20 protein-coding genes are annotated in these 20,614 nt (G+C 58.6%); 8 read left to right on the forward strand and 12 right to left on the reverse strand.

Annotated elements, in window-relative coordinates; all coding sequences use genetic code 11:
* Positions 1-5: 5 nt before the first annotated feature.
* Positions 6-806: an SDR family oxidoreductase gene (locus tag ALO43_RS14210; RefSeq protein ID WP_024669101.1), complete on the forward strand. Its 801-nt coding sequence runs from the start codon at positions 6-8 to the stop codon at positions 804-806.
* Positions 799-2,625, forward strand: a complete 1,827-nt coding sequence (locus tag ALO43_RS14215) for a glycoside hydrolase family 15 protein (RefSeq protein ID WP_024669102.1) — start codon at positions 799-801, stop codon at positions 2,623-2,625. The genes ALO43_RS14210 and ALO43_RS14215 overlap by 8 nt, the downstream gene beginning before the upstream one ends.
* 63 nt (positions 2,626-2,688) lie before the next feature.
* On the opposite strand, the gene ALO43_RS14220 is transcribed toward ALO43_RS14215, so the two are convergent.
* The 5 genes from ALO43_RS14220 to ALO43_RS14240 are packed head-to-tail and all read right to left on the reverse strand — an operon-like array spanning position 2,689 to position 8,646.
* Positions 2,689-4,119 (reverse strand): hypothetical protein, encoded by a 1,431-nt coding sequence (locus tag ALO43_RS14220; RefSeq protein ID WP_005893277.1) that lies wholly within the window; start codon positions 4,117-4,119, stop codon positions 2,689-2,691.
* 57 nt (positions 4,120-4,176) lie between these two features.
* Positions 4,177-5,148 (reverse strand): lysylphosphatidylglycerol synthase transmembrane domain-containing protein, encoded by a 972-nt coding sequence (locus ALO43_RS14225; protein ID WP_053932274.1) that lies wholly within the window; start codon positions 5,146-5,148, stop codon positions 4,177-4,179.
* On the reverse strand, positions 5,145-5,885 hold the full coding sequence (locus ALO43_RS14230; protein ID WP_053480824.1) for an SDR family oxidoreductase: 741 nt from the start codon (positions 5,883-5,885) through the stop codon (positions 5,145-5,147). The genes ALO43_RS14225 and ALO43_RS14230 overlap by 4 nt, the downstream gene beginning before the upstream one ends.
* Positions 5,882-7,198 (reverse strand): FAD-binding oxidoreductase, encoded by a 1,317-nt coding sequence (locus tag ALO43_RS14235; protein ID WP_054997693.1) that lies wholly within the window; start codon positions 7,196-7,198, stop codon positions 5,882-5,884. The genes ALO43_RS14230 and ALO43_RS14235 overlap by 4 nt, the downstream gene beginning before the upstream one ends.
* Positions 7,195-8,646, reverse strand: a complete 1,452-nt coding sequence (locus ALO43_RS14240; RefSeq protein ID WP_054997694.1) for a UbiA family prenyltransferase — start codon at positions 8,644-8,646, stop codon at positions 7,195-7,197. The genes ALO43_RS14235 and ALO43_RS14240 overlap by 4 nt, the downstream gene beginning before the upstream one ends.
* A gap of 277 nt (positions 8,647-8,923) precedes the next feature.
* On the opposite strand from ALO43_RS14240, the gene ALO43_RS14245 reads away from it, so the two are divergent.
* A complete protein-coding gene (locus ALO43_RS14245; RefSeq protein ID WP_005893272.1) occupies positions 8,924-9,148 on the forward strand; it encodes a DUF6555 family protein in 225 nt (74 codons plus the stop codon).
* Between the two features lie 33 nt (positions 9,149-9,181).
* On the opposite strand, the gene ALO43_RS14250 is transcribed toward ALO43_RS14245, so the two are convergent.
* Complete coding sequence (locus ALO43_RS14250) at positions 9,182-10,600, reverse strand: MFS transporter (protein ID WP_005893271.1); 1,419 nt, start codon at positions 10,598-10,600, stop codon at positions 9,182-9,184.
* A gap of 277 nt (positions 10,601-10,877) precedes the next feature.
* Here ALO43_RS14250 and ALO43_RS14255 point away from each other — a divergent pair, with 277 nt between their 5' ends.
* Positions 10,878-12,197 carry an Nramp family divalent metal transporter gene (locus ALO43_RS14255; protein ID WP_042932619.1) on the forward strand — a complete coding sequence of 440 codons (1,320 nt, stop codon included), beginning with the start codon at positions 10,878-10,880 and terminating at the stop codon, positions 12,195-12,197.
* Between the two features lie 61 nt (positions 12,198-12,258).
* Positions 12,259-13,710 carry an MFS transporter gene (locus ALO43_RS14260; RefSeq protein ID WP_054997695.1) on the forward strand — a complete coding sequence of 484 codons (1,452 nt, stop codon included), beginning with the start codon at positions 12,259-12,261 and terminating at the stop codon, positions 13,708-13,710.
* Positions 13,711-13,714: 4 nt separating this feature from the next.
* On the opposite strand, the gene ALO43_RS14265 is transcribed toward ALO43_RS14260, so the two are convergent.
* The 3 genes from ALO43_RS14265 to ALO43_RS14275 form a co-directional block, all read right to left on the reverse strand.
* Positions 13,715-13,912 (reverse strand): hypothetical protein, encoded by a 198-nt coding sequence (locus tag ALO43_RS14265; RefSeq protein WP_054997696.1) that lies wholly within the window; start codon positions 13,910-13,912, stop codon positions 13,715-13,717.
* A 145-nt stretch (positions 13,913-14,057) separates the two neighbouring features.
* On the reverse strand, positions 14,058-14,261 hold the full coding sequence (locus ALO43_RS14270; RefSeq protein WP_024689889.1) for a hypothetical protein: 204 nt from the start codon (positions 14,259-14,261) through the stop codon (positions 14,058-14,060).
* 63 nt (positions 14,262-14,324) lie between these two features.
* On the reverse strand, positions 14,325-14,813 hold the full coding sequence (locus ALO43_RS14275) for a DUF3828 domain-containing protein (RefSeq protein ID WP_024669111.1): 489 nt from the start codon (positions 14,811-14,813) through the stop codon (positions 14,325-14,327).
* A gap of 210 nt (positions 14,814-15,023) precedes the next feature.
* Between ALO43_RS14275 and ALO43_RS14280 the strand changes: the two genes are divergently transcribed.
* Complete coding sequence (locus ALO43_RS14280; RefSeq protein WP_054997715.1) at positions 15,024-15,608, forward strand: LysE family translocator; 585 nt, start codon at positions 15,024-15,026, stop codon at positions 15,606-15,608.
* 9 nt (positions 15,609-15,617) lie between these two features.
* Here the strand turns inward: ALO43_RS14280 and ALO43_RS14285 are convergent, their stop codons facing one another.
* The 3 genes from ALO43_RS14285 to ALO43_RS14295 form a co-directional block, all read right to left on the reverse strand.
* Positions 15,618-16,451: an AraC family transcriptional regulator gene (locus ALO43_RS14285; protein WP_054997697.1), complete on the reverse strand. Its 834-nt coding sequence runs from the start codon at positions 16,449-16,451 to the stop codon at positions 15,618-15,620.
* Positions 16,452-16,680: 229 nt separating this feature from the next.
* Complete coding sequence (locus tag ALO43_RS14290) at positions 16,681-16,989, reverse strand: RcnB family protein (protein WP_005893256.1); 309 nt, start codon at positions 16,987-16,989, stop codon at positions 16,681-16,683.
* Between the two features lie 96 nt (positions 16,990-17,085).
* On the reverse strand, positions 17,086-17,943 hold the full coding sequence (locus tag ALO43_RS14295) for an SDR family oxidoreductase (protein ID WP_054997698.1): 858 nt from the start codon (positions 17,941-17,943) through the stop codon (positions 17,086-17,088).
* A gap of 87 nt (positions 17,944-18,030) precedes the next feature.
* Between ALO43_RS14295 and ALO43_RS14300 the strand changes: the two genes are divergently transcribed.
* Both ALO43_RS14300 and mrdA read left to right on the forward strand, forming a co-directional pair.
* A complete protein-coding gene (locus ALO43_RS14300) occupies positions 18,031-18,459 on the forward strand; it encodes a winged helix-turn-helix transcriptional regulator (protein WP_005893254.1) in 429 nt (142 codons plus the stop codon).
* Positions 18,460-18,597: 138 nt separating this feature from the next.
* Positions 18,598-20,487, forward strand: coding sequence for a penicillin-binding protein 2 (gene mrdA, locus ALO43_RS14305; protein WP_005893253.1), 1,890 nt, complete (start codon positions 18,598-18,600; stop codon positions 20,485-20,487).
* The last annotated feature ends 127 nt before the right edge of the window (positions 20,488-20,614 follow it).

Raw genomic sequence — 20,614 nt, forward strand, 5'->3', positions numbered from 1 at the left:
CCCTGATGCATATCTCTCTCAAGCAACAAGTCGCAATCGTTACCGGTGCCAGTTCCGGACTGGGTGCCGGTGCCGCAAGGGCGCTGGCCGACGCTGGCGCTGCAGTGGTCATCAACTACAACTCCAAGGCTGAACCTGCCGAGAAGCTGGCCGAAGAAATTCGCGCTGCGGGTGGCCGTGCCCTGGCGATCGGGGCCGACGTGTCGAAAGAGGAAGATGTCGAGCGGATGTTCGCCCAGACCATTGAGCACTTCGGTGCGCTGGATATTCTGGTCGCCAATTCCGGTCTGCAAAAAGATGCGTCCATCGTCGACATGAGCCTGGACGACTGGAACACGGTCATCAATGTCAACCTGACCGGGCAGTTTCTTTGCGCCCGCGCCGCGTTGCGCCAGTTCATCAAGCAGGGCATGCGCCCCAATGTGTCCAGGGCGATGGGCAAGATCATTCACATGAGTTCGGTCCACCAGTTGATCCCTTGGGCCGGGCACGTCAATTACGCAGCGTCCAAGGGCGGCGTCGACCTGCTGATGCGCAGCATCGCCCAGGAAGTCGGCGAACTGAAGATTCGCGTCAACAGTGTTGCGCCGGGTGCGATCCGCACGCCGATCAATGCCGACGCGCGTAAAGGTGATGCCGAGAAGGAAATGCTCAAGCTGATTCCCTACGGCCGCATCGGCGAGCCGGAAGACGTTGCCAACGCGGTCCTTTGGCTGGCTTCCGATGCATCCGATTATGTCCACGGTACTACCCTGTTCATCGACGGTGGTATGACCCTTTATCCGGAGTTTCGTGGCAATGGCTGACTTTCCGGAAGAGGCGCAGAACCGCATCGAGAATCACGGCATCATCGGTGACATGCGCAGTGCAGCGCTGATCGCCGACACCGGCAGTATCGACTTCTGTTGCTGGCCGGACTTCGACAGCCCGTCGATCTTTACCGCGCTGCTCGACACCAACGACGCCGGAATCTTTCAGCTGGCGCCGGATCTGCCTGATGCACGAAGGCTGCAGATTTACCTGCCCGACACCAACGTGCTGCAAACCCGCTGGATTTCCGAAGATGCGGTGGTGGAAGTTACTGACCTGATGCCGATTGGCGAAGATCAGGAAGACCTGCCGCGTATCGTACGTCGCGTGCAGGTGCGTTTTGGCGAGGCGACGATCCGGATGCGCTGCCGCGTGCGCATGGACTACAGCCGCGCTGAAACCAACGCGCGCATCGACGGCCAGGACGTCTGTTTCGAGGCAGAGGGGCAGCCGGGCATGCGCTTGTCGGCTGCCACGCCATTGCATCTGCAGGATCAGGACGCGGTCGCTGAGTTTCATATGCACAAAGGCCAGACCATCGAGTTCATTCTTGGCGGTATCGACGACCCTAATGTCGCAGCGGGCAAGTGCTCGCGTTATTTCAACGACACGTTGAAATTCTGGCGTCGTTGGGCTGGCCAGTCGCAGTACAAGGGCCGCTGGCGTGAAATGGTTACCCGTTCGGCGCTGGCGCTCAAGCTGCTGACCTCTCGCAAGCATGGCGGCATCGTCGCTGCAGCGACATTTGGCCTGCCGGAAACCGAGGGTGGCGAACGTAACTGGGATTACCGTTACACCTGGATCCGTGACGCATCGTTCACCGTTTATGCGTTCATGCGCCTGGGCTACACCGAAGAAGCCAATGCGTTCATGGGCTGGGTGCGTGGGCGCCTGGATGACTGCTGCGAACAGACCGAGAAGCTCGGCATTCTGTATGCCCTCGACGGCCATGCCGAGCTGCCCGAAGAACATCTCGATCACCTCTCCGGTTACGGCGGTGCGCAACCAGTGCGTATTGGTAATGAAGCGTACGAGCAGGTCCAGCTGGACATCTACGGCGAGCTGATGGACGCCGTTTACCTGGCCAACAAGTACGGTGACGCAATCTCCCATGAAGGCTGGAAACATGTGGTGCGTCAGGTAGATTACGTGTGCGAGCACTGGAATGACCGCGATGTGGGCATTTGGGAAATGCGCGGCGGCGATCAGCACTTTCTGCATTCGCGGCTGATGTGCTGGGTGGCGCTGGATCGTGCTCTGCGCCTGGCCTTGAAACGTTCGCTGTCGGGGCCTTTCGAACGCTGGAACAAGGTGCGCGAAGATATCCAGAACGACATTTGGGAGAACTTCTGGAACGAAGAACTGGGCCACTTTGTGCAACACAAGGGCAGCCGCAACCTTGATGCGTCCATGTTGCTGATGCCGCTGGTGCGCTTTGTCGGGGCCAATGATCCGAAGTGGCTGGCGACGCTGGATGCCATCGAAGCAGCGCTGGTGCGCGATGGCATGGTATTCCGCTACCGCAACGACGACGATCATGATGACGGCCTGGCGGGCGAAGAGGGCGCCTTCGTGGCCTGCTCGTTCTGGTACGTGGAATGTCTGGCCCGTGCCGGGCGGGTCGAGCAGGCGCATCTGGAGTTCGAGCAACTGCTGCGTTACGCCAACCCGTTGGGGCTGTATGCCGAAGAGTTCGACAGTCACGCGCGGCATCTGGGCAACACACCGCAGGCCTTGAGTCATCTGGCGCTGATCAGCGCGGCCAGTTTTCTGGACCGTAAACTGGGAGGCGGGCAGGCGCTCTGGCAGCCTTGAGTGTACCGAGCGTTTTCGAAAAGGCGCTGTGTGGTACAGCGTCCATCGCCCGCCAACACCGGGTTACTTAGGGCGCAGAACGTAGCCGACCGACTGTTTTTCCAGTCGATAATCTTCGGCATATGTTTCGCAATGGCTCAGTCTCGTCAGGTACGCGCCTTGGCCATTCAGGTACTCGCGCGTGTCGACGGCATCGCCGCACATCGCCAGCTCGCGCCCGCTCAGCAGTCCCACGGCCTGAGCTGAGCGCAGCGCACCCATGGGCGTCCAGTCGGCGATCAGCAGCGCGCCCTCCGGCACCGACTCTTCGTAGGCGTGCACGAACTGTTCGGCAGATCGATCGCGCAGATAAGGCACCATGAAATAATGAATGTCGTCTCGCATCGGCAGCTTTTCGGTATGCGCAGGCAGCTGGATGACGCCATTGGCGTAAAGCGCATAGGCCAGAAGGATCACCGCAGGCGCGGACAACACTGAAAGATTGAGCAGGACCCCGCGAGCAGCGTTGCGGGGCAACAGGCGCCGCAGTTGAATCATGCCAAGGACACTCAACATCGCTATGCCAGGCAGGAAAAAAGTAAAGCGGTCGGTGACGTTATAGGAAATGGCGAATACCAGGTTCAGGAGTGCCGCGGCCCATAGCAAGCGTAACCGACTGCCCTTGGGAAACAGCACCAGACCCGCCAGCTGAGGTCCGATCAGCGATAGCAGCAACAGCACTACCGAGGTTTTTTCCTGTAACAGTTGGTCGAAGCGCAGCAGGCTGCCTTCCCATTCCGGGCCAGCGAGAGTCGAGGACGCTCCGGTCAGATAACGACGGGCGATCTCCAGCAGCCCCGAGCCTGCGTTCAGATCATTGATCACAGCAAAGGCCGCTGCCGCAAAGCCCAGCAGGAAGCCGGGCAGTGTGATCAGCGCCAGAGCTTTGTGCTGATACAGAATTTGCACGTACAACGGCAGCAGGACCACAAAGGTCAGTTGGTGGATCGAGGCGGCCATGCCGGTCAGAACGCCGACCATGAACAGCTTTTTCAACGGTGTCAGCCGGCTGCTGTCGTGAAATTGCAACGCATATGTCAGCAGCACGAGCAGGGTGTGCAGCAGGTAGACCTCCGCCTTGGTCGAGACCCAGAAAACTCCGTGGGCGAGCAGTGTCGCCACTGCGGCAAGTACGGCCTGACGAGGCCCTGCACCGACGTTCAGGGCCAGTCGATAGATGACCCAGGCGAGTGGCAGCAAAATCATAGAATTCAGCAGGCTGAGCGGCGTAGCTCCGAACAAAGTCAAAAATACGGCATTGAACAACTGATAAAGCGGATGCTCCAGTGGTCCGAGCGACTGGCTGAAATACGGCCCCTCATGGGCATTGGCCAGAAACATGCCGTTGTCCATCCATTGCACCGGCCCGCTGGAAGCCAGAAAGCTCGCTGCAATGGCGAGGCATAGCAGAACCATGGGAATGATGTTTGATGCGCGTGAAGTATCGGCAGGCATTGAATAAAACTCCTCCTTGAGGTGAACAGAAAAACGGGAAACGATTACCTGGCGGCGTCAGGGCTGACGCTCCGGCACCTGTGCAGCGTCTTTGAACCGGGACAGCATCGCCGCCCCGATGGCCACCGCAAACCACAGGGTCGCCAGGCGGATCAGTAGCGTTGCCGCAACGGCATCCGCGCTTGGCATGCCTTTGAAAATCAGCAGTCCGACCATGACCGCTTCGGCACTGCCCAGGCCGCCAGGCATGAAACTCACTGCGCCTGCGAGCATCGCCAATGCGTAAGTGAACACGGCAAACGTGAGGGGGATCTGGGCGCCCAACCAGCCAAGCATCCAGTAGAACGCTAGTGCTTCGGCGCTCCAGGCGATCAGGCTTAGCCAGCTGGCCGTCAGCAGTACGTCCCAGCGCAGGCATTGGCGCGCCGCGAGCAACATGTCGAATACTTGCCGCCACAGTCTGTGCCGTCGTGTGCCGCTGGCCGCCGGTATCAAACCCCGCAGGCGTTGCAGCAAAGGGCGTTGAGACAGGACCAGCAGGACGGCGAGTACCAGTATCAGGCCAGGCACGATGATTGTTTGCGCTTGCGGATACCACGACAAGCCGAACAACGTCAGCAGCACGATGGCCAGCAAGTCGGACAGGCGCTCGCTGAAAAAGGCGGCAAAGCTGTGCGGGTAGGGCACGCCCAGCGGTTTGAGTAGCACGCCGCGCAAGGCTTCGCCGGCCTTGCCAGGCGTCGTGGTCAAGGCAAAGCCCGCCAGATAAATGCTCAGGCTGTGTCGCCACGCGAGCGGATGCCCCAGGACCTGAAGGTAGAGTTGCCAGCGGCCGAAGCGCAGGCCGTAATTGAGCGCGGACATCAGCAATGCTGCGCCAATGCCAAGCAGCCCGACCTTGGCGGCCGCCTCGCTCACCGCCTGCCAGCCGCCCCACAGGGAAAACCCCAGATACCCCAGCGCAGAGCCGACCACTGAAAGCAATACCGCCCTATAACGCCACCCTGACAGCGCCGACAGACTGCTCACAGGTCGAGCCTTTTGAACAGCGCTCGCGGTATCGAGCGGATCACCCACATGATCCAGGCCCAGTAGCCCGGTACGTAAAGACTGCCTGATTGACGCTCAATCCCCGCGACGATGCGTCTGGCAACCGTTTCAGGCTGCGCAACCAGCGCGGCAGGCAACTTCTGACCCTGGGTCATGGGGGTATCGACAAAACCGGGCTTGATGGTCAGCACACGCACACCGATCTTGAACATACGCGCGTCCAGCCCGTCGCAGAACGTGGTGACTGCTGCCTTGGCCGAACCGTAAAGGTAGTTGGAAGGGCGGCCGCGCTCGCCAGCCACCGAAGAGATAACCGCCAGTGTGCCGCAGCGCTGTATTTCGAAATGCCGGGCCAGCAGGGTCAACAGCGCGATCACTGAAACACTGTTGGTGATGAAAGCCTGCAGCGCCAGGGCAACGTCTTGTTCGCACGCGCGCTGGTCGGGCAATGTGCCATGCGCAATCAGCACAATGTCGATCTGGCCCAAGGCCTTCAGGCATGCGTCGAGCATTGCCGGGTGTTCGGCAAAGTGCGTAGCGTCCATGGGGTGCAGCATGATACTCCCGGCACCACGAGCCTTGAGGTCGGCTTCGTTGCTTTCCAGCTTTTCCACATTGCGTGCGACGAGGAAAAAATCACAGCCTTGCACTGCCCAGAGCCTAGCGCAGGCGTGGGCGATGGTAGAGGTCGCTCCAATGATCAGGATTCGTTTCATGGCATCACTCGTTTCCAGAAGCGGGACATCAGGGAAGGGTCGCGCAGGGCTTCCAGTTGCTCCCAGGCTGGGTAGGCCAAACGAAAATCGCTACCGTTCATGTGGGCATCCTTGGCCGGGTACAGGCGTCCGCCGGCTTCCCGGACGATAGCGTCCAGGCGCGGGAACAGAGAACCGGCCAGATCGTGGGTCTGCGGAAAGTCGAGCGCCAACGAGGTGCCTTGCATCGGAAATGACAACAACCCCGGTGAGACGATGTTGCCGCAGCGCTTGAGCACCGCGAGAAAAGATCCCCGCGCCGATGCGGCGATAACATCGAGCAACGCCTGAATGGCTTGTGGGGCGCAATTTTTCGGGATCACGCACTGGTATTGCTGAAAACCGTTGCGGCCATACAGGCGATTCCAGTGATGAAGGCGATCCAGCGGGTAGAAAAAAGATTCGTGGCTGCAGCGCCTTGGCGTGGATCGGCGTGGATGTGCATGCCAGTACATCGAATTGAAGGCGCGCAGTGAAAAGTTGTTCACCAGGGAAAACGGTGGCATGAACGGTATGCTCAGTGCGCGGCGCGGCGTTGCCATCAGCGAACCATAACCGGCATGGTCGCCGACGATGTAGACCCCGCGCCCGCTGTTGTTGCCTTTGGCCAGGCAGTCGATCCACGCCACGCTGTATTCGTGTCGGGCGTCCAGAGCCTGGGACAAATCAAAAAACTCTTTCAGGTTGGCAAAGCGCACGACGCAGCTATCAATCTGGCTGGTGCGGACAGGCATGAGTTGCAGATCGATCCAGTTGATCACCCCGGTCAGGCCCAGGCCGCCGATGGTTGCGGCGAACAATCGCGGGTGTTCCTGCGCTGAACAGATCATCGGCGGCTCGCCTTGGCGGATCAGCCCGAAGCGCTTGACGTGACAGCCGAATGTCCCGCGTCGATGATGGTTCTTGCCATGAACGTCGTTGGCAACCGCCCCGCCCAGTGTGACGAATCGGGTGCCGGGGGTGACCGGTAGAAACCAGCCATGCGGTATGGCTGCGTCGAGCAGTTGCGACAAGGTCATGCCCGCTTCGAGTCGGACCATGCCGGTCTGCCAGTCGGCGGCAATGAAGCGGTCCAGTCGGCGCATGTCCAGCACATGATCGCTGGCGGCCAGACAGCTGTCGCCGTAACTGCGTCCGTTGCCGAACGGCAGGCTGCTGCGATGGCGGCCAATGATGTCGGCAATATGTGTGGGCAAGCGCTCTATCGCTTCACATGCGTGACCTTGCTGCGGAATGAGGGGGTAGCGACCCCATGAATAGAGAGGTGCGTTCATGCTGCGACCCAGAAAACAGTCAGGAACAGAAATCCGATGCCTTGGCTCACCCGGTCGCGAATCGCGAACACCACCGGGTCCTCGTTCATCTCGCCGCGATGAGTCAGCATCCAGATCCGGGTTATCCAGAACAGCAACAGGGGGCATGCCAGCCAGATCGCATGTGGGTGCTGGTAAAGGGCCGACGTTGCGCCTTCATGGATATAGAGCGCCAGAACCATGACGGCCAGATTGCCCGACGACGCTCCCAATGAGGCGATCATCTCCAGATCGCCGGGGTAGTAGCCGCGACCGCGTGTCCTGCTGGTCAGATTGCGCATCCGGGCGTCACGCAGTTCGGCGTAGCGTTTGACCAGCGCAAGGCTGAGAAACAGAAACATCGAGAACGCCAGAATCCAGAACGTCAGGGGTAACTGAAACGCCGCAGCACCTGCAAGGATGCGGGTGGTGTAGAGCATCGCCAGAACGATGACATCCACTGCCATATGCCGCTTCAGATAAAGCGAGTAAACCAGCGTCAACAGGTAATAAGCTGCCAGCACTGCCGAAAACTGCCACGGCAATGTGAGCATTGCGCCCGCGAACGCAGCCACCAGCAATAGCGGGATCGCGACCAGGCCGGACTTTATCGACAGTTGGCCGCTGGCGAACGGACGCAGGCGCTTGCTGTGGTGGTGCCGATCGTCTGCCAGATCGAGGAGATCGTTGAGCAGGTAGACGCTTGAAGCACACAGCCCGAAGCATAAAAATGCCAGTAAGCCGTCAAGCATCAACAGTGGGTTCTGGAGTTGGTGGGCGGCCAGCAGCGGCACTAGAATCAGGGTGTTTTTCATCCATTGGTGCAGGCAAAGCGCTTTAAACCAAGCGTGCCGCCGCGTCGATGCGGTTTTGATGACCTGAGCGACATTACCCAGCGCGCGTGCCTTGCGCTCTACGCCTGCCAGCGGGCTGGCAACGATAGACTGGCGCGAAACCTTCCAGACGCACAGGTCATCCCGCGAGTTGCCTATGTAGTCAAAGCCGCCTTCGCCGTAGAGGCTGACCAGCAGATCGCGTTTGCGATGGGCAGAGAGGTTGATCAGGCCATCCGAGGCCAAGACCTGATCGAACAGTTGCAGGTGCGTGGCTATTTGGCTGGCAAGTGTGTCATGGCAGGCCGTTGCCAATACCACCAGACGTCCGCTCTGGCGTTGGGTCTGTATGTAGTCAATGACCGCTGCGTGGTACGGCAGCAAGGTCACATCAATATCGGTGCCCAGCGCCAGCCCTTGTTTCAGCGACGCCTTGCCTTGCAGCAGCCAGGCAAAAATCCGCAACACCTGCAGCGGGTGATGGCGTATGAATGCCATCGCCGTTTCAAACAGCATGTCCGAAGACAGTAATGTGCCGTCGAGGTCGACCACCAGCGGAGGGTGAACCTCAAGAATTCTTCCCTGAATGCCGGACATGAATAGTCGCTCCTTTGAAAGTGAGCGCACTATGGGACGAAAGCGGACATTCACCACGACAAAAAAGTTAAAGACCATCAGCAATATAGCCGTGCCGATGACGCCAGAGAACGTGTCTGCTTCAGCGCCGACGATGCTTGATGACTATTGATGGATGGCGAGTGATTGATATGGAGGCGGTGTACGCCGGTCGCGCGGATCCAAAAAAGAGTGAATTTCCGGCGTCGGTTTGAGTCACCTATACTCAAGTCACTGCTGAAAAAGGATCAGACTTTCAATGGCACTTCCAAAGCACTACCGCATTGATTATCTGTTAAACGGTTCGTTCAAGAGCTTTTACATACGTACCGAGAACATGGATAACGCAGAGGCGTGGCACCACGCGAGTGTGGACGCAGGTCTGGCACGCATCCCCAAATACCGCCTGGAAAAAGTCCAGCGCGTGTCCAAACCCTATGCCGAGCACTTCGGTGTCACTGACGTGGAGTGGGCTCAGGCCTGAGCCACTCCACGTATTGATGTCACCCGCCTGACGTCAGCGGCTGCTTATCTGCTCCAGCGCCAGGTTGCGTGTGCGCGGTCCGAAGCGACCGATGGTGATGATCACGATCAACATGCTGATGACAATGAATCCCAGCACGCCCGGCGTGCCGAAGTGATCGAGGAATATGCCGATCAGCAGGCTGCTGAACACGGTAGACAGGCGACTGAACGAGTAGCAGAAGCCTACCGCCCGGGCGCGTATATTGGTCGGGAACAGTTCGCCTTGGTATGAGTGGTAACTGAAACTCAGCCATGCGTTGCAGAACGTGATCATAATTCCGCAGAAGACCAGTCCTGCGGCGCTGCTCTGAAACGCAAACAGGCTGCCGAAAATCATCGCTCCGAGCGCTGATCCCACGATCTGCCATTTGTTTTCAAACCGGTTGGCAAACTTCACGAACAACAGCGGACCCAGCGGGTAGGCCAGCGTGATCACAAACGCATAGCCCAGGCTGTGGGTGACACTGAGGCCCTGACCGGAAAGCAGCGCGGGCAGCCAGTTACCGAAGCCGAAGAAGCCGATTGCCTGGAAGACGTGGAACACGATCAGCATGACGGCGCGCCGACGGTAAGGCGGTTGCCAGATATCTGAGAAGCGGCCTTTGCCTTCGAGTGCCACGTTCTGCGGTTCCGGTTGATCCAGCGGCTTGCCGTGGTCTTTGACGCAACGCGCTTCGATACCGTCCATGATTCGTTCGGCTTCGTCGTAACGTCCTTGCTGCGCCAGCCAGCGAGGTGATTCGGGCAATGCCGAGCGCAACCACCAGACAAAAAGGGCAAACACTGCGCTGCCGATCACCACCCAACGCCAGCCGGAATAACCAAACGGCGACAGAGGCACCAGCCACCATGACATGAGCGCAACGGTGGGGACTGACAGGAACTGAATGAAAAAGGTGAAGGCGAACGCAGAGCTGCGAATACGCTTGGGCACCAGTTCCGCGAGATAAGTGTCGATGGTCACCAGTTCGACGCCCAGGCCGATGCCGACCACAAAACGCATGGCTATAACGCCCAGGGCAGAGGTTTGCAGGCCCATGATCACGGTGGCAACCGTGTACCAGATCAATGCGAAGGTGAAGATTGTCCTGCGCCCTAATCGGTCGGCAACAGGGCTGAGCAGGCTAGCGCCCAGAAACAGCCCCAGAAAGGTGGCAGAGGCAAAAGCGGCCTGATCGGAAAACCCGAACAGGCCTTGACTGCCCGTGGCGAAAATCCCGTCGCGAACCAGCCCCGGACTGATATAGGCGGTCTGGAACAGGTCGTAAAGCTCAAAGAATCCGGCGATGGAAAGCAGGGCAACCAGTCGCCATATCGTCGCAACCGCCGGCAGGCGGTCGATGCGCGCCGAAATCGAGGCAGCTCTTGTTGGGTCACTGACCGAGACGCCTGTCTGGAGTGATGAATTCATCGGTGAGCATCCTGAGTTCTTGTTGGAATCTGGATGGTACTACTGATGATTTGCATTATTTTGTTTCTGAATGCTTCAACGTGTGTTTTCTGAATGAATGATTGTTTAATCGTTAGCACTCTTGGTTTTCTGATTTCCTGTTTTTACTGCTTAGGTTGAGCCGATTGGCCGCCCGTCAGCACCGCCAGCGAAGTGCAGTGCGACGCTGCGAAGGATGTATCAACATGTGTCGCAAAACCTTAGGATGGAGGCCTCGCTTTCTACCTGCCGGGTTCCCGTGACGTACAAATTGCCCACCACCGCTACAGCGCCTTTCTGTCCCTCGGCAACGACTGACAGCGTCAGCATTCCGCCCAACGCATCCTTGCTGCGCAAGATGATGCTGTTCGTTGGCCCTGGCCTGCTGGTGTCGATCGGCTATATGGACCCCGGCAACTGGGCGACCGCCATCGAGGCGGGCTCGCGTTTCGGCTACTCGTTGCTGTTTGTCGTGGTACTGGCCAGCCTGTCGGGTATGGTGCTGCAAAACCTGTGTTCCCGCCTTGGCATTGCGACCGGACGAGATCTTGCGCAGCTGTCTGCCGCTCGCTACAGCCGTAACGTCGCCACAGGCCAGTGGTTGCTGGCAGAGTTGTCGATTATCGCCACCGACCTGGCCGAAGTCCTGGGCGCTGCGCTGGCGTTTCATCTGCTGCTGGGTGTCTCTATCACCACCGGTGTAGCGCTGACCGCTTTCGATACGCTGATCGTGCTGGCCTTGCAGGGCGCCAACTTTCGGCGTCTCGAGGCCATTGTCCTCGGGCTTATCGCTACCATCGCCACTTGCTTTACCGTCGAGCTGATTCTGATCAAGCCATTCTGGCCGGATGTCTTCGCCGGTCTGCGGCCGAGCTGGGATGTGCTGAGCAGCCAGGAGCCTTTGTACATTGCCATCGGAATCCTGGGTGCCACAGTCATGCCGCACAACCTTTATCTGCATTCCTCGGTGGTCCAGACCCGGGTCAATGGTTCGGACCTGGTCAGCAAGGCTAGCGCCATTCGTTACGCGCGACTGGACACTGTCGGTTCACTGAGTCTTGCGCTGCTGATCAACGCCGCGATTCTGATCCTCGCTGCAGCAGCCTTCCACACCACCGGCCATACGGAGGTGGTCGAGATTCAGGATGCTTATCACCTGCTCGATCCGCTGGTAGGAGGCGCTGTCGCCAGCGTACTGTTCGGCGTGGCATTGCTGGCAGCGGGGCAGAGCTCGACGTTTACCGGCACCATCGCCGGGCAGGTGGTGCTTGAAGGTTTTCTGCAGGCGAAGATCCCTTGCTGGCAGCGGCGCCTCATCACTCGTGCGCTGGCACTGATCCCGGCGTTGATCGGGGTGATCTGGCTGGGAGACGGCTCGGTCGGCAAAATGCTGGTGCTCAGTCAGGTGGTATTGAGTCTGCAACTGCCATTCGCCTTGTGGCCGCTGATCCGTTTTACCAGCGATCCGCAGCTGATGGGGCCGTTCGTCAACAGCCGCCTGGTAAAAACCGCTGCCTGGGGCCTGTTCGGGTTGATCTCTGCGGCCAACCTGACGTTGCTGTGGTTCTGGATCATCTGAACTCGGGCAGAGCAAGCGACTCTCAACTTGAGACCACCGTCAGCCGTGAGGAAACCCGGACATGAACACACCCCGCGACACTGCAAGCGTGTTCGAGACTGATCTACCGGCCCGTCTGGATCGCCTGCCGTGGGGGCGATTTCACACCTTGCTGGTGGTGGCTCTGGGCATTACCTGGCTGCTCGACGGCCTGGAAGTGACCCTTGCCGGTTCGGTGGCAGGGGCCTTGAAGGCCAGCCCGGCGCTCAACCTCACCAACAGCGACATAGGCCTGGCGGGGGCAGCGTATATCGCCGGCGCGGTGCTGGGCGCGCTGTTCTTCGGCTGGCTGGCCGACCGCCTCGGGCGTCGCAAGTTGTTCTTCATCACCCTGCTGCTGTACGTCGGCGCTACTGCGGCGACGGCTTTCTCGTTCAGTTTCTGGAGCTTCATGCTGTTTCGGTTTCTGACCGGTATGGGCATCGGCGGCGAATACACGGCTATAAATTCGACCATCCAGGAGTTCACCCCGGCGCGCTACAGAGGCTGGGTTGACCTGACCATCAACGGCACGTTCTGGCTCGGCGCAGCATTGGGGGCGATCGGCTCGATTGTGTTACTTGACCCTCAATGGCTGGGCGCGGAGCTGGGCTGGCGCCTGTGTTTTGGAATTGGCGCAGTGCTGGGGCTGCTGGTGCTGTTGATGCGCCTGTGGCTTCCGGAGAGCCCGCGCTGGTTGCTGATTCACGGACAATCGGCCGAAGCGAAGAGAATCGTCGAGCAGATCGAAGCGGATCTACAACGTCAGGGCCACACATTGCCAGCGGTCGAGGGCAAGCCCCTGCGCCTGCATGTTCGAGACCATACGCCGCTCGGCGAAGTCGCCCGAACGCTGCTGGTGACGTTTCGACAGCGCTCGCTGGTCGGCCTCACATTGCTGACTGCACAGGCATTTTTCTACAACGCGATTTTTTTCACCTATGCACTGGTGCTGACAGATTTCTACGGCGTGCCCGCAGAGCGAGTGGGCTGGTATGTGCTGCCTCTTGCGCTGGGTAATTTCTGCGGGCCGCTGTTGCTGGGCAGGTTGTTTGACGTGATCGGGCGTCGAGTGATGATCAGCCTGACCTACGGCGTGTCCGGCATCTTGTTGGCAATAAGCGGTTACCTGTTCCAGCAAGGGCTTATGGACGTCACTCAGCAAGCCATCGCCTGGATGGTGATTTTCTTCTTTGCTTCGGCGGCTGCCAGCTCGGCTTACCTGACTGTGGCCGAAACCTTCCCGCTGGAAATTCGCGCCCTGGCAATCGCGGTTTTTTATGCATTCGGCACCGGATTGGGCGGAATGATCGGGCCGACGCTGTTTGGTGAACTGATCGACACCGGCGAACGCAGCAATGTGCTGATTGGTTATCTTGTCGGGGCAGGGTTGATGTTGCTGGCGGCCGTTGTGCAGTCGATCTGGGGCGCGGCCGCTGAACGCAAGTCTCTGGAGGAAGTAGCGAGGCCGTTGTCGCAGGCCGGAGATCGGTAGATCGTCAGATGAACACGCCGCGAAGGCCGTCTACCGATGCTTGTAAACCGATGATGCGCTCGTTGACTTCTCGTGCTTCATGCGGACGAGACGTACGTTCAAGGTACAACAGATGCCCGGCCATGTTGACCGAGACGCGCTCAAGGTCGTCTGCGGTACGCTGTACGTAGGCCTGGATGTCTTTCAACTGCTCAATCTGCACGGATGTTCCCCATTAGGTCGCATCCGAGCGCACTAGCCTGATAAATGAGCGACTCCAATGAGCCTGCCAGCACGATTTGTCGGCAACCTGAACAGGTTTCTTTAATGCCTGGCTTAAATAAATTCATCAGGTAGCAGCGGCCCCGCTAATCCTCATCCTGCTCGTCCTGTTCCGTATAGGAATTCAGCAGCTCGGCCAGCGCCAGCGTGCGGTCCAGCCCGCTGCGACTGGACATGATATCGGCTACTGCCTGCGTGGCGGCGATTCTTGCAGCTTCGCGCTCGGCATCGGTGTTATTGGGCGTGGCAGCTTGCGCAGCCTCAATAATCGATTGCTCAAAGGTATTCATGGTGCTCGCTCTTCGGGTTCAGGTTGCTGTAATACCGAGAATACTGAAGTGTTTCAAGGGCGATCAGTCGCCCTCGTAGGGGAATTCTTCAAGCGTTTGCATCAGCGCAACGCCTTGCGGGCCCTGCATGTTATCCAGCACCCAGCAACTGTTGGCATTTTTGGCCAGTAACAGGCGTGTCGTCTGGCTGGTAACCGGCTGTTGCGGGGCGTCTTTGTAACCCAGGTTGTAGGTCATCTCGACCACCGCCTGTTTGTCGGAGTTGGACACCAGCTTCCAGTCGATTGGTTTCTGCACGTCGCCATCTTGCGCATCTGTCCACGGGTTGGCACTGACCGCACACTGATCGCCGTTCTGGCAGGCCCAGTCTTTCTTGAGAAGGCTCAACAGTGGTTTGGACAGGTAATCCGCGCCCCCTTTGCCGTTGACGTAAAAATCCTGATGCTTTTCGTAGATCCAGCGCGCGGTATCGACCGGGCTGGCAGCGGGGCAGGCGGCCTGCACGGTGGAGGACAGCAAGCAGGCAATGGCGATGGCAGCAGTTCTGGACATGGAGCAGGCTCGCAGAGAAGGTGGCAGTGATGGTACAGGCTCACGCCTCTGCATTTGTAAGCCAAGCGGACAAAAAAGCAATGGTTTTAAGTTTTGTATCTGGCGCGCCGGATGACTGAAACCGGGTCAAGGGTAATTTCCTTCAATACGCTGTGCGTTGCCGCCATTACCTTGATTCGGTCATTTCTGATCGTGTTCGAGGAGTTCTCTATGAGTTTGCTGGTTTCTATGGCTGCGTTTGCTTTGGCGTCGTCCATCACGCCGGGGCCGGTCAACATTGTGGCGCTAAGCGCCGGCGCAAGTTTTGGTTTCTGGCCGGGCATGCGCCATGTGTTGGGCGCAACGCTGGGCTTCACGCTGTTGTTGCTGCTTATCGGTTTCGGCCTGCACGAAACTTTGCAGCAGTGGCCTTTTCTGACCCGGATCATTCAAGGGGCTGGAGTGGCCTTTCTGTTGTACATGGCCTTTCGGCTGGTAACCGATAACGGGCTACTGAGTTTAGGCCAGCAGGGCACTGGCCCATCGATGATACAAGGCGCGGTCATGCAGTGGCTAAACCCCAAAGCCTGGCTAGCGTCGATAGCAGGTATGGGCGTTTTTGTCGCCAATGGCGAGGCTGTATTGGTCTGGCAATTTGCAGCCATCTATTGCGTGGTCTGCTATGTGTCACTCGGCTGCTGGGCCTTTGCCGGGAGCTTCCTGAGCCATTACTTGCGCAACGCGGCGAGCGTGCGCGCGTTCAACCGGTTCATGGGACTGTTGCTGATTGGCTGCGCGTTTTACCTGGTTATCTGATCGTATTCATCACAACCGGTACTGGCTTGGCGTTGCGGCCAGATGCTTTTTGAATTCGCGCTGAAAGTGCGCCTGATCGGAAAAACCGCTTTCGAGTGCCACATCGGCGATCATCTTGCCTTGTTTAAGTTCGGTGCAGGCGTGCTGAATGCGTCGGTTGAGTAGGTAGGCATGCGGCGTAAGGTGATAGTGCTGTTCGAACGAGCGAATCAGGTACGACGCCGACAGGGTGGAGACTGCGCAGATGTCGGCAAGTTTGATGGAACGAGTGAAGTTCTCGTTGATGTAGTCGGCGGCCCGCGTGACTCGAGCGGAGGGTTGAGGTGGGTGCAGTTGCGCAGCGCCCAATGTGCCCAGCATGAGGGTGAAAAACGATACGGCTGAGCAATGCTTTTGCAACGTATCGAGACTCGCGTCGACCAGTGTCTCGTAAAGCGCCGTCAATGCGCTGAACAGGACCGGATTGCAGCTATGCGTGTAGGGCAGCGGCTGAAAGCCGGCTGCTGCATCCAGCCTCGCGTCTTGCTGAATATCGCTCAGCCAATAGCTGTCGACGTAAAGCATCAGGTACGACCACGGCTGGTCATTGATCGGATTGCAGGCATGTACATCGCCAGGGTTCATCAGCACCACGGTGCCTGCCATGACGCGCCGCGATGTCTTTTCGTGCAGATAGGTACTTTGCCCGGCAATGATCGCGCCAATGGAAAAAAATTCATGCGAATGCGGGGCATAACAGACCTTTCTGCCGTCCTCTACCGAGCGTGCCTCGATGAAAGGCAGACGCTCATCGCGCCAGAAGAAAGGATTCACGGTCGAGTGGTTGGGGTGTGTGCTGTTCATGCAGATATCCCTTCAGCAGAGCGACCAGGGTAGCTGAACTGATGAGTCAGAGCGCCACCAAATGTATCCCCACTTTTAAGCGTGAGGAGCAAGAGGCACCGGGCCTAGGCTTGTGGGGCTGCACCGATCATGTTGCATATGTCTGACTGACTCTTTTCGACGCGCCGCGTTGACATGTATTTCGTGACCCTATGTGTCACTCAGGCATGCCAGCGCGAGGCACATGAGATTACTTTTTGATCGGCACGATATCCATGATCTGGCCATTCACTTTCTGAAACCGCACATACTTGTCATTGACCTTTACCCATTCGCTTTCCTTGGCGGGCTCTTCCAGGCCTTTGCTTTTCCAGTCTTTGACTTCGAGGTCGCTGCGGCGATATTTCTCGGGTATGCGGGAACCGAGTTCAAGCTCGTGAACGTTGTCCTTGGACTCGGTGATTTTCGGATCAGGCGTCTCGGCAGCATGAACCGGCAGGGTGACGGCGGAGAAACAGCCGAGCAGGGTCATGCAGGCGATCAGCGATTTAGTATTCATGTGAAGACTCCCAGTCTTAGGTCTCAGTCGGCTTTATGCCATTGGTCATAACTGGGACCTTCACGATTTGGAATCATTCGATCGGTTTTACAGTGCTCAGCCTCGCAGTGCTTCCTCAATGGTTTTTACCAGTGGGGTGGCAGGGCGACCGATCAGTCTGCTCAGCTGGCGGCTGTCGTCAAACAAGGCGCCTTTGGCGGCTGCCGCGTCGGAATCGGCTAACAGATTTGCGACGAAATCAGGCAGGCCGGCTTGAATCAAAGCGGCTTCGAACCCGGTTTGCGTCAGATTGGCGTAAGGCACTGGTTTGCCCGACTGTTTCGACAGCTCGGTGGCAAATTCGGCAAGGGTGTAAGACTCGTCGCCCGCCAGCTCGTAAACGCGACCTGACTGATCTTCTTCCGAGGTCAATACAACCGCTGCAGCCTCAGCGTAATCAAGGCGCGATGCCGAGCTGATTCGGCCTTCGTCGGCGCAACCCATCATCGCACCATGTGCCAGTGCCCCCGGTATGCCTGCCGTGTAATTCTCGGTGTACCAGCCATTGCGCAGCAAGGCGAATGACAACCCGCTGGCGCGCAGGTAGTCCTCGGTCTCGCGATGTTCTTTGGCCAGGCCCAGTGACGAGGCATCAGCGTGCAATACGCTGGTGTAGGTGAGCAATTTGGCCCCGGCGCGCTTGGCTGCATCAATAACCGCCTTATGCTGGGAAAGGCGCTGGCCTATTTCGCTGGAAGAAATCAACAGCACCTTTTCAGCTCCCGCAAATGCGCTGTCCAGGGTCGCGGGTTGCGAATAGTCGGCGTGACGAACCTGGACCCCCAGTGCCGACAGGTCAGCGGCTTTATCGGGGCTGCGTACGGCTGCGATGATCTGTCCGGCAGGAATGCGGACGAGCAGTTGCTCAATGACGAGGCGGCCTAGCTGGCCAGTGGCACCGGTGACAACGATCATGGAATGATTCCTCGAATCGGTTGAAAGGAAGCGTCAGCATAGTCATCATGCTTACCTTTCGTAAGTACGCACAAAAAGGTAAGTGTCATGAGTGAGTCTGCCCCGCAGGTGCCATCTGATACCGTCGAGTCCATGCTGGCCTTTGTTCGCCAGGGACACGTCTTGGCCACTGAGTGCCCCTCAAGGGTCGTGCTCAATCACATTTGCAGTCGATGGGGCGTGCTGGTGCTGGTGGTGTTGCGTGGCGGCGTGCACCGTTTCAGCGAAATGCGACGCAAGATCGGCGGGGTCAGCGAAAAAATGCTCGCCCAGACACTTCAGCATCTGGAGCAGGACGGTTTCGTCAGCCGCAAATCGCTGCCTGTCGTTCCGCCGCATGTCGAGTATCGGTTGACCCCGATGGGCGAAGAGGTTGCTTTGCAGGTCGAGACACTGGTCACCTGGATCGAGACAAGTCTGCCGCGCATCATGCAGGCGCGCGAAGCGTCAGCCGAGGCCCGTGCATTGCCTGCCTGAGGCATTTCTGACAGATTTTTCATCTGGCGAATGTCAGCGCAACTGCCTGTCATCAGTCGCTTCTTGCTATGGTGCGCGCCGAAATATTCATTTACACGTTCAGTTGCGCCGTTTGCCCTTCATCGAGAAGCTGTAGAAATGCCCAATCCAATCCCCCTGAAAGACCACGAGAAAGAGACGCGGCTGGTCAACCAGCGACTGATTGCCTGTGCCGTGCTGGTCGGGCTGCTGGCCACCTGCCTGGTGGCGAGAATGTACTTCCTGCAGGTCACCGAGTTCGAGTATCACTCGACGATCTCCGAAAACAACCGCGTCCATGTACTGCCGATTCCGCCTGAGCGCGGTTTGATCTTTGACCGTAATGGCGAAGTGCTGGCCGACAATCGGCCCAGTTTCAATCTGACCCTGACTCGTGAGCGAGCAGGTGACTGGCACAAGGTTATCGACGAACTGATGACCCTGCTGGAACTGCCGGATGAAGACCGTATTCTGTTCGACAAAGAGCTGAAACAGGTACGTCATCCATTCGAGCCTGCGACCCTCCTGTACGAACTGACCGAAGAGCAGATCGCCACATTGGCAGTCAATCAGTACCTGTTGCCGGGCGTTGATGTCGCGGCACAGTTCGTTCGTCACTACCCGCTGGGCGCACATTTTGCTCACTCTATCGGTTACGTTGGGCGCATCAACGAAAAGGAAGCGGCGCACCTCGACAACGAGTATCGCGGCACTCAATCCATCGGCAAAACCGGGATAGAGCGCTTCTACGAGTCAGAGCTGCACGGTCATGTGGGTTACGAAGAAGTCGAGACCAATGCCCAGGGGCGCGTACTGCGGGTTCTGAAACACACTGACCCGGTGCCCGGCAAGAACATCACCCTGACGCTGGATGCGCATCTTCAGGCTGCTGCGGAGGACGCGCTGGGTGATCGTCGTGGTTCGGTAGTGGCGCTGGACCCGGAAACAGGCGAGGTGCTGGCGATGGTCAGCAAGCCGAGCTTCGACCCCAATCTGTTCGTGACCGGCATCAGCTTCAAGCAATACGCTGCATTGCGCGATTCCATCGACCGGCCGCTATTCAACCGCGTGTTGCGCGGTCTGTATGCCCCTGGCTCGACGGTCAAGCCGGAAGTTGCCATTGCCGGCCTCGACAGCGGTGTGGTCACTGCCTCGACCAAGGTCTTCGACCCTGGGTACTTCCAACTGCCGGACTTCGATCACAAGTACCGCAACTGGAACCATAGCGGTGATGGCTGGGTAGACATGGACACCGCGATCATGCGGTCCAACGACACGTACTTCTATACCTTGGCGCACAAGCTGGGCATCGACCGACTGCATGACTACATGACCATGTTCGGCATTGGCCAGAAAGTCTCGCTGGACATGTTCGAGGAGGCCGCCGGGCTGATGCCGTCCCGCGAATGGAAGCGCGCAACGCGCCGTCAGGCCTGGTTCCCCGGCGAGACGGTAATCCTCGGTATAGGTCAGGGCTACATGCAGGTCACGCCATTGCAACTCGCCCAGGCCACTTCGCTGATCGCCAGCAAGGGCGTCTGGCATCGTCCGCATCTGGCGATGGAAGTCGGCAATGCCGCGCCGGTCGATGAGCATCCCATGCCCAATATCGTGCTGCATGACCCCAATGAGTGGAATCAGGTCAACACCGGCATGCAGATGGTGATGCACGATCCGCGCGGTATCGCCCGCGACGCCGCAAAGGGCGCGCAGTACCGGATTGCCGGCAAGAGCGGTACGGCGCAGGTGGTGGCGATCAAGCAGGGTGAACGTTACAACCGTCTCAAGACCCTTGAGCGTAACCGCGACAACGCCTTGTTCGTCGGTTTCGCCCCGGCTGACCATCCGAAGATCGTAGTGTCGGTGACCATCGAGAACGGCGAGGCGGGTGGTCGGGTGGCCGGTCCGGTGGTGCGGGAAATTCTCGACGCCTGGCTGCTCGACAGCGACGGCAAGCTCAAGCCGCAATACGCAGTGCCCACCAAGGCGACGGGCAACCCGCACGCCTGAGCCGTCTGCCCAGGCAGACTGCCTGCCTGAGCCCTGAACAGGGCTCAGGTTTTCTGAACTGTCGAGATTCCGTCGGGTCGACCACAACAGGCGTGGCAGAGCGCTATGCCTGTTTGTTCGACCCTTT

Origin of the sequence: Pseudomonas tremae (assembly GCF_001401155.1) — a bacterium.
Lineage (GTDB): Bacteria > Pseudomonadota > Gammaproteobacteria > Pseudomonadales > Pseudomonadaceae > Aquipseudomonas > Aquipseudomonas tremae.

Excerpts from the sequence above, each read along its gene's own strand:
- ALO43_RS14270 (WP_024689889.1), bottom strand. The coding sequence starts at position 14,261 with ATGAATACCTTTGAGCAATCGATTATTGAGGCTGCGCAAGCTGCCACG.
- ALO43_RS14295 (WP_054997698.1), bottom strand. The coding sequence starts at position 17,943 with ATGATCGTTGTCACCGGTGCCACTGGCCAGCTAGGCCGCCTCGTCATT.
- ALO43_RS14245 (WP_005893272.1), top strand. The coding sequence starts at position 8,924 with ATGGCACTTCCAAAGCACTACCGCATTGATTATCTGTTAAACGGTTCG.
- ALO43_RS14250 (WP_005893271.1), bottom strand. The coding sequence starts at position 10,600 with ATGAATTCATCACTCCAGACAGGCGTCTCGGTCAGTGACCCAACAAGA.
- ALO43_RS14300 (WP_005893254.1), top strand. The coding sequence starts at position 18,031 with ATGAGTGAGTCTGCCCCGCAGGTGCCATCTGATACCGTCGAGTCCATG.
- ALO43_RS14235 (WP_054997693.1), bottom strand. The coding sequence starts at position 7,198 with ATGAACGCACCTCTCTATTCATGGGGTCGCTACCCCCTCATTCCGCAG.
- ALO43_RS14285 (WP_054997697.1), bottom strand. The coding sequence starts at position 16,451 with ATGAACAGCACACACCCCAACCACTCGACCGTGAATCCTTTCTTCTGG.
- ALO43_RS14240 (WP_054997694.1), bottom strand. The coding sequence starts at position 8,646 with ATGTCCGGCATTCAGGGAAGAATTCTTGAGGTTCACCCTCCGCTGGTG.
- ALO43_RS14210 (WP_024669101.1), top strand. The coding sequence starts at position 6 with ATGCATATCTCTCTCAAGCAACAAGTCGCAATCGTTACCGGTGCCAGT.
- ALO43_RS14280 (WP_054997715.1), top strand. The coding sequence starts at position 15,024 with ATGAGTTTGCTGGTTTCTATGGCTGCGTTTGCTTTGGCGTCGTCCATC.
- ALO43_RS14230 (WP_053480824.1), bottom strand. The coding sequence starts at position 5,885 with ATGAAACGAATCCTGATCATTGGAGCGACCTCTACCATCGCCCACGCC.
- ALO43_RS14290 (WP_005893256.1), bottom strand. The coding sequence starts at position 16,989 with ATGAATACTAAATCGCTGATCGCCTGCATGACCCTGCTCGGCTGTTTC.
- ALO43_RS14220 (WP_005893277.1), bottom strand. The coding sequence starts at position 4,119 with ATGCCTGCCGATACTTCACGCGCATCAAACATCATTCCCATGGTTCTG.
- ALO43_RS14215 (WP_024669102.1), top strand. The coding sequence starts at position 799 with ATGGCTGACTTTCCGGAAGAGGCGCAGAACCGCATCGAGAATCACGGC.
- mrdA (WP_005893253.1), top strand. The coding sequence starts at position 18,598 with ATGCCCAATCCAATCCCCCTGAAAGACCACGAGAAAGAGACGCGGCTG.
- ALO43_RS14260 (WP_054997695.1), top strand. The coding sequence starts at position 12,259 with ATGAACACACCCCGCGACACTGCAAGCGTGTTCGAGACTGATCTACCG.
- ALO43_RS14275 (WP_024669111.1), bottom strand. The coding sequence starts at position 14,813 with ATGTCCAGAACTGCTGCCATCGCCATTGCCTGCTTGCTGTCCTCCACC.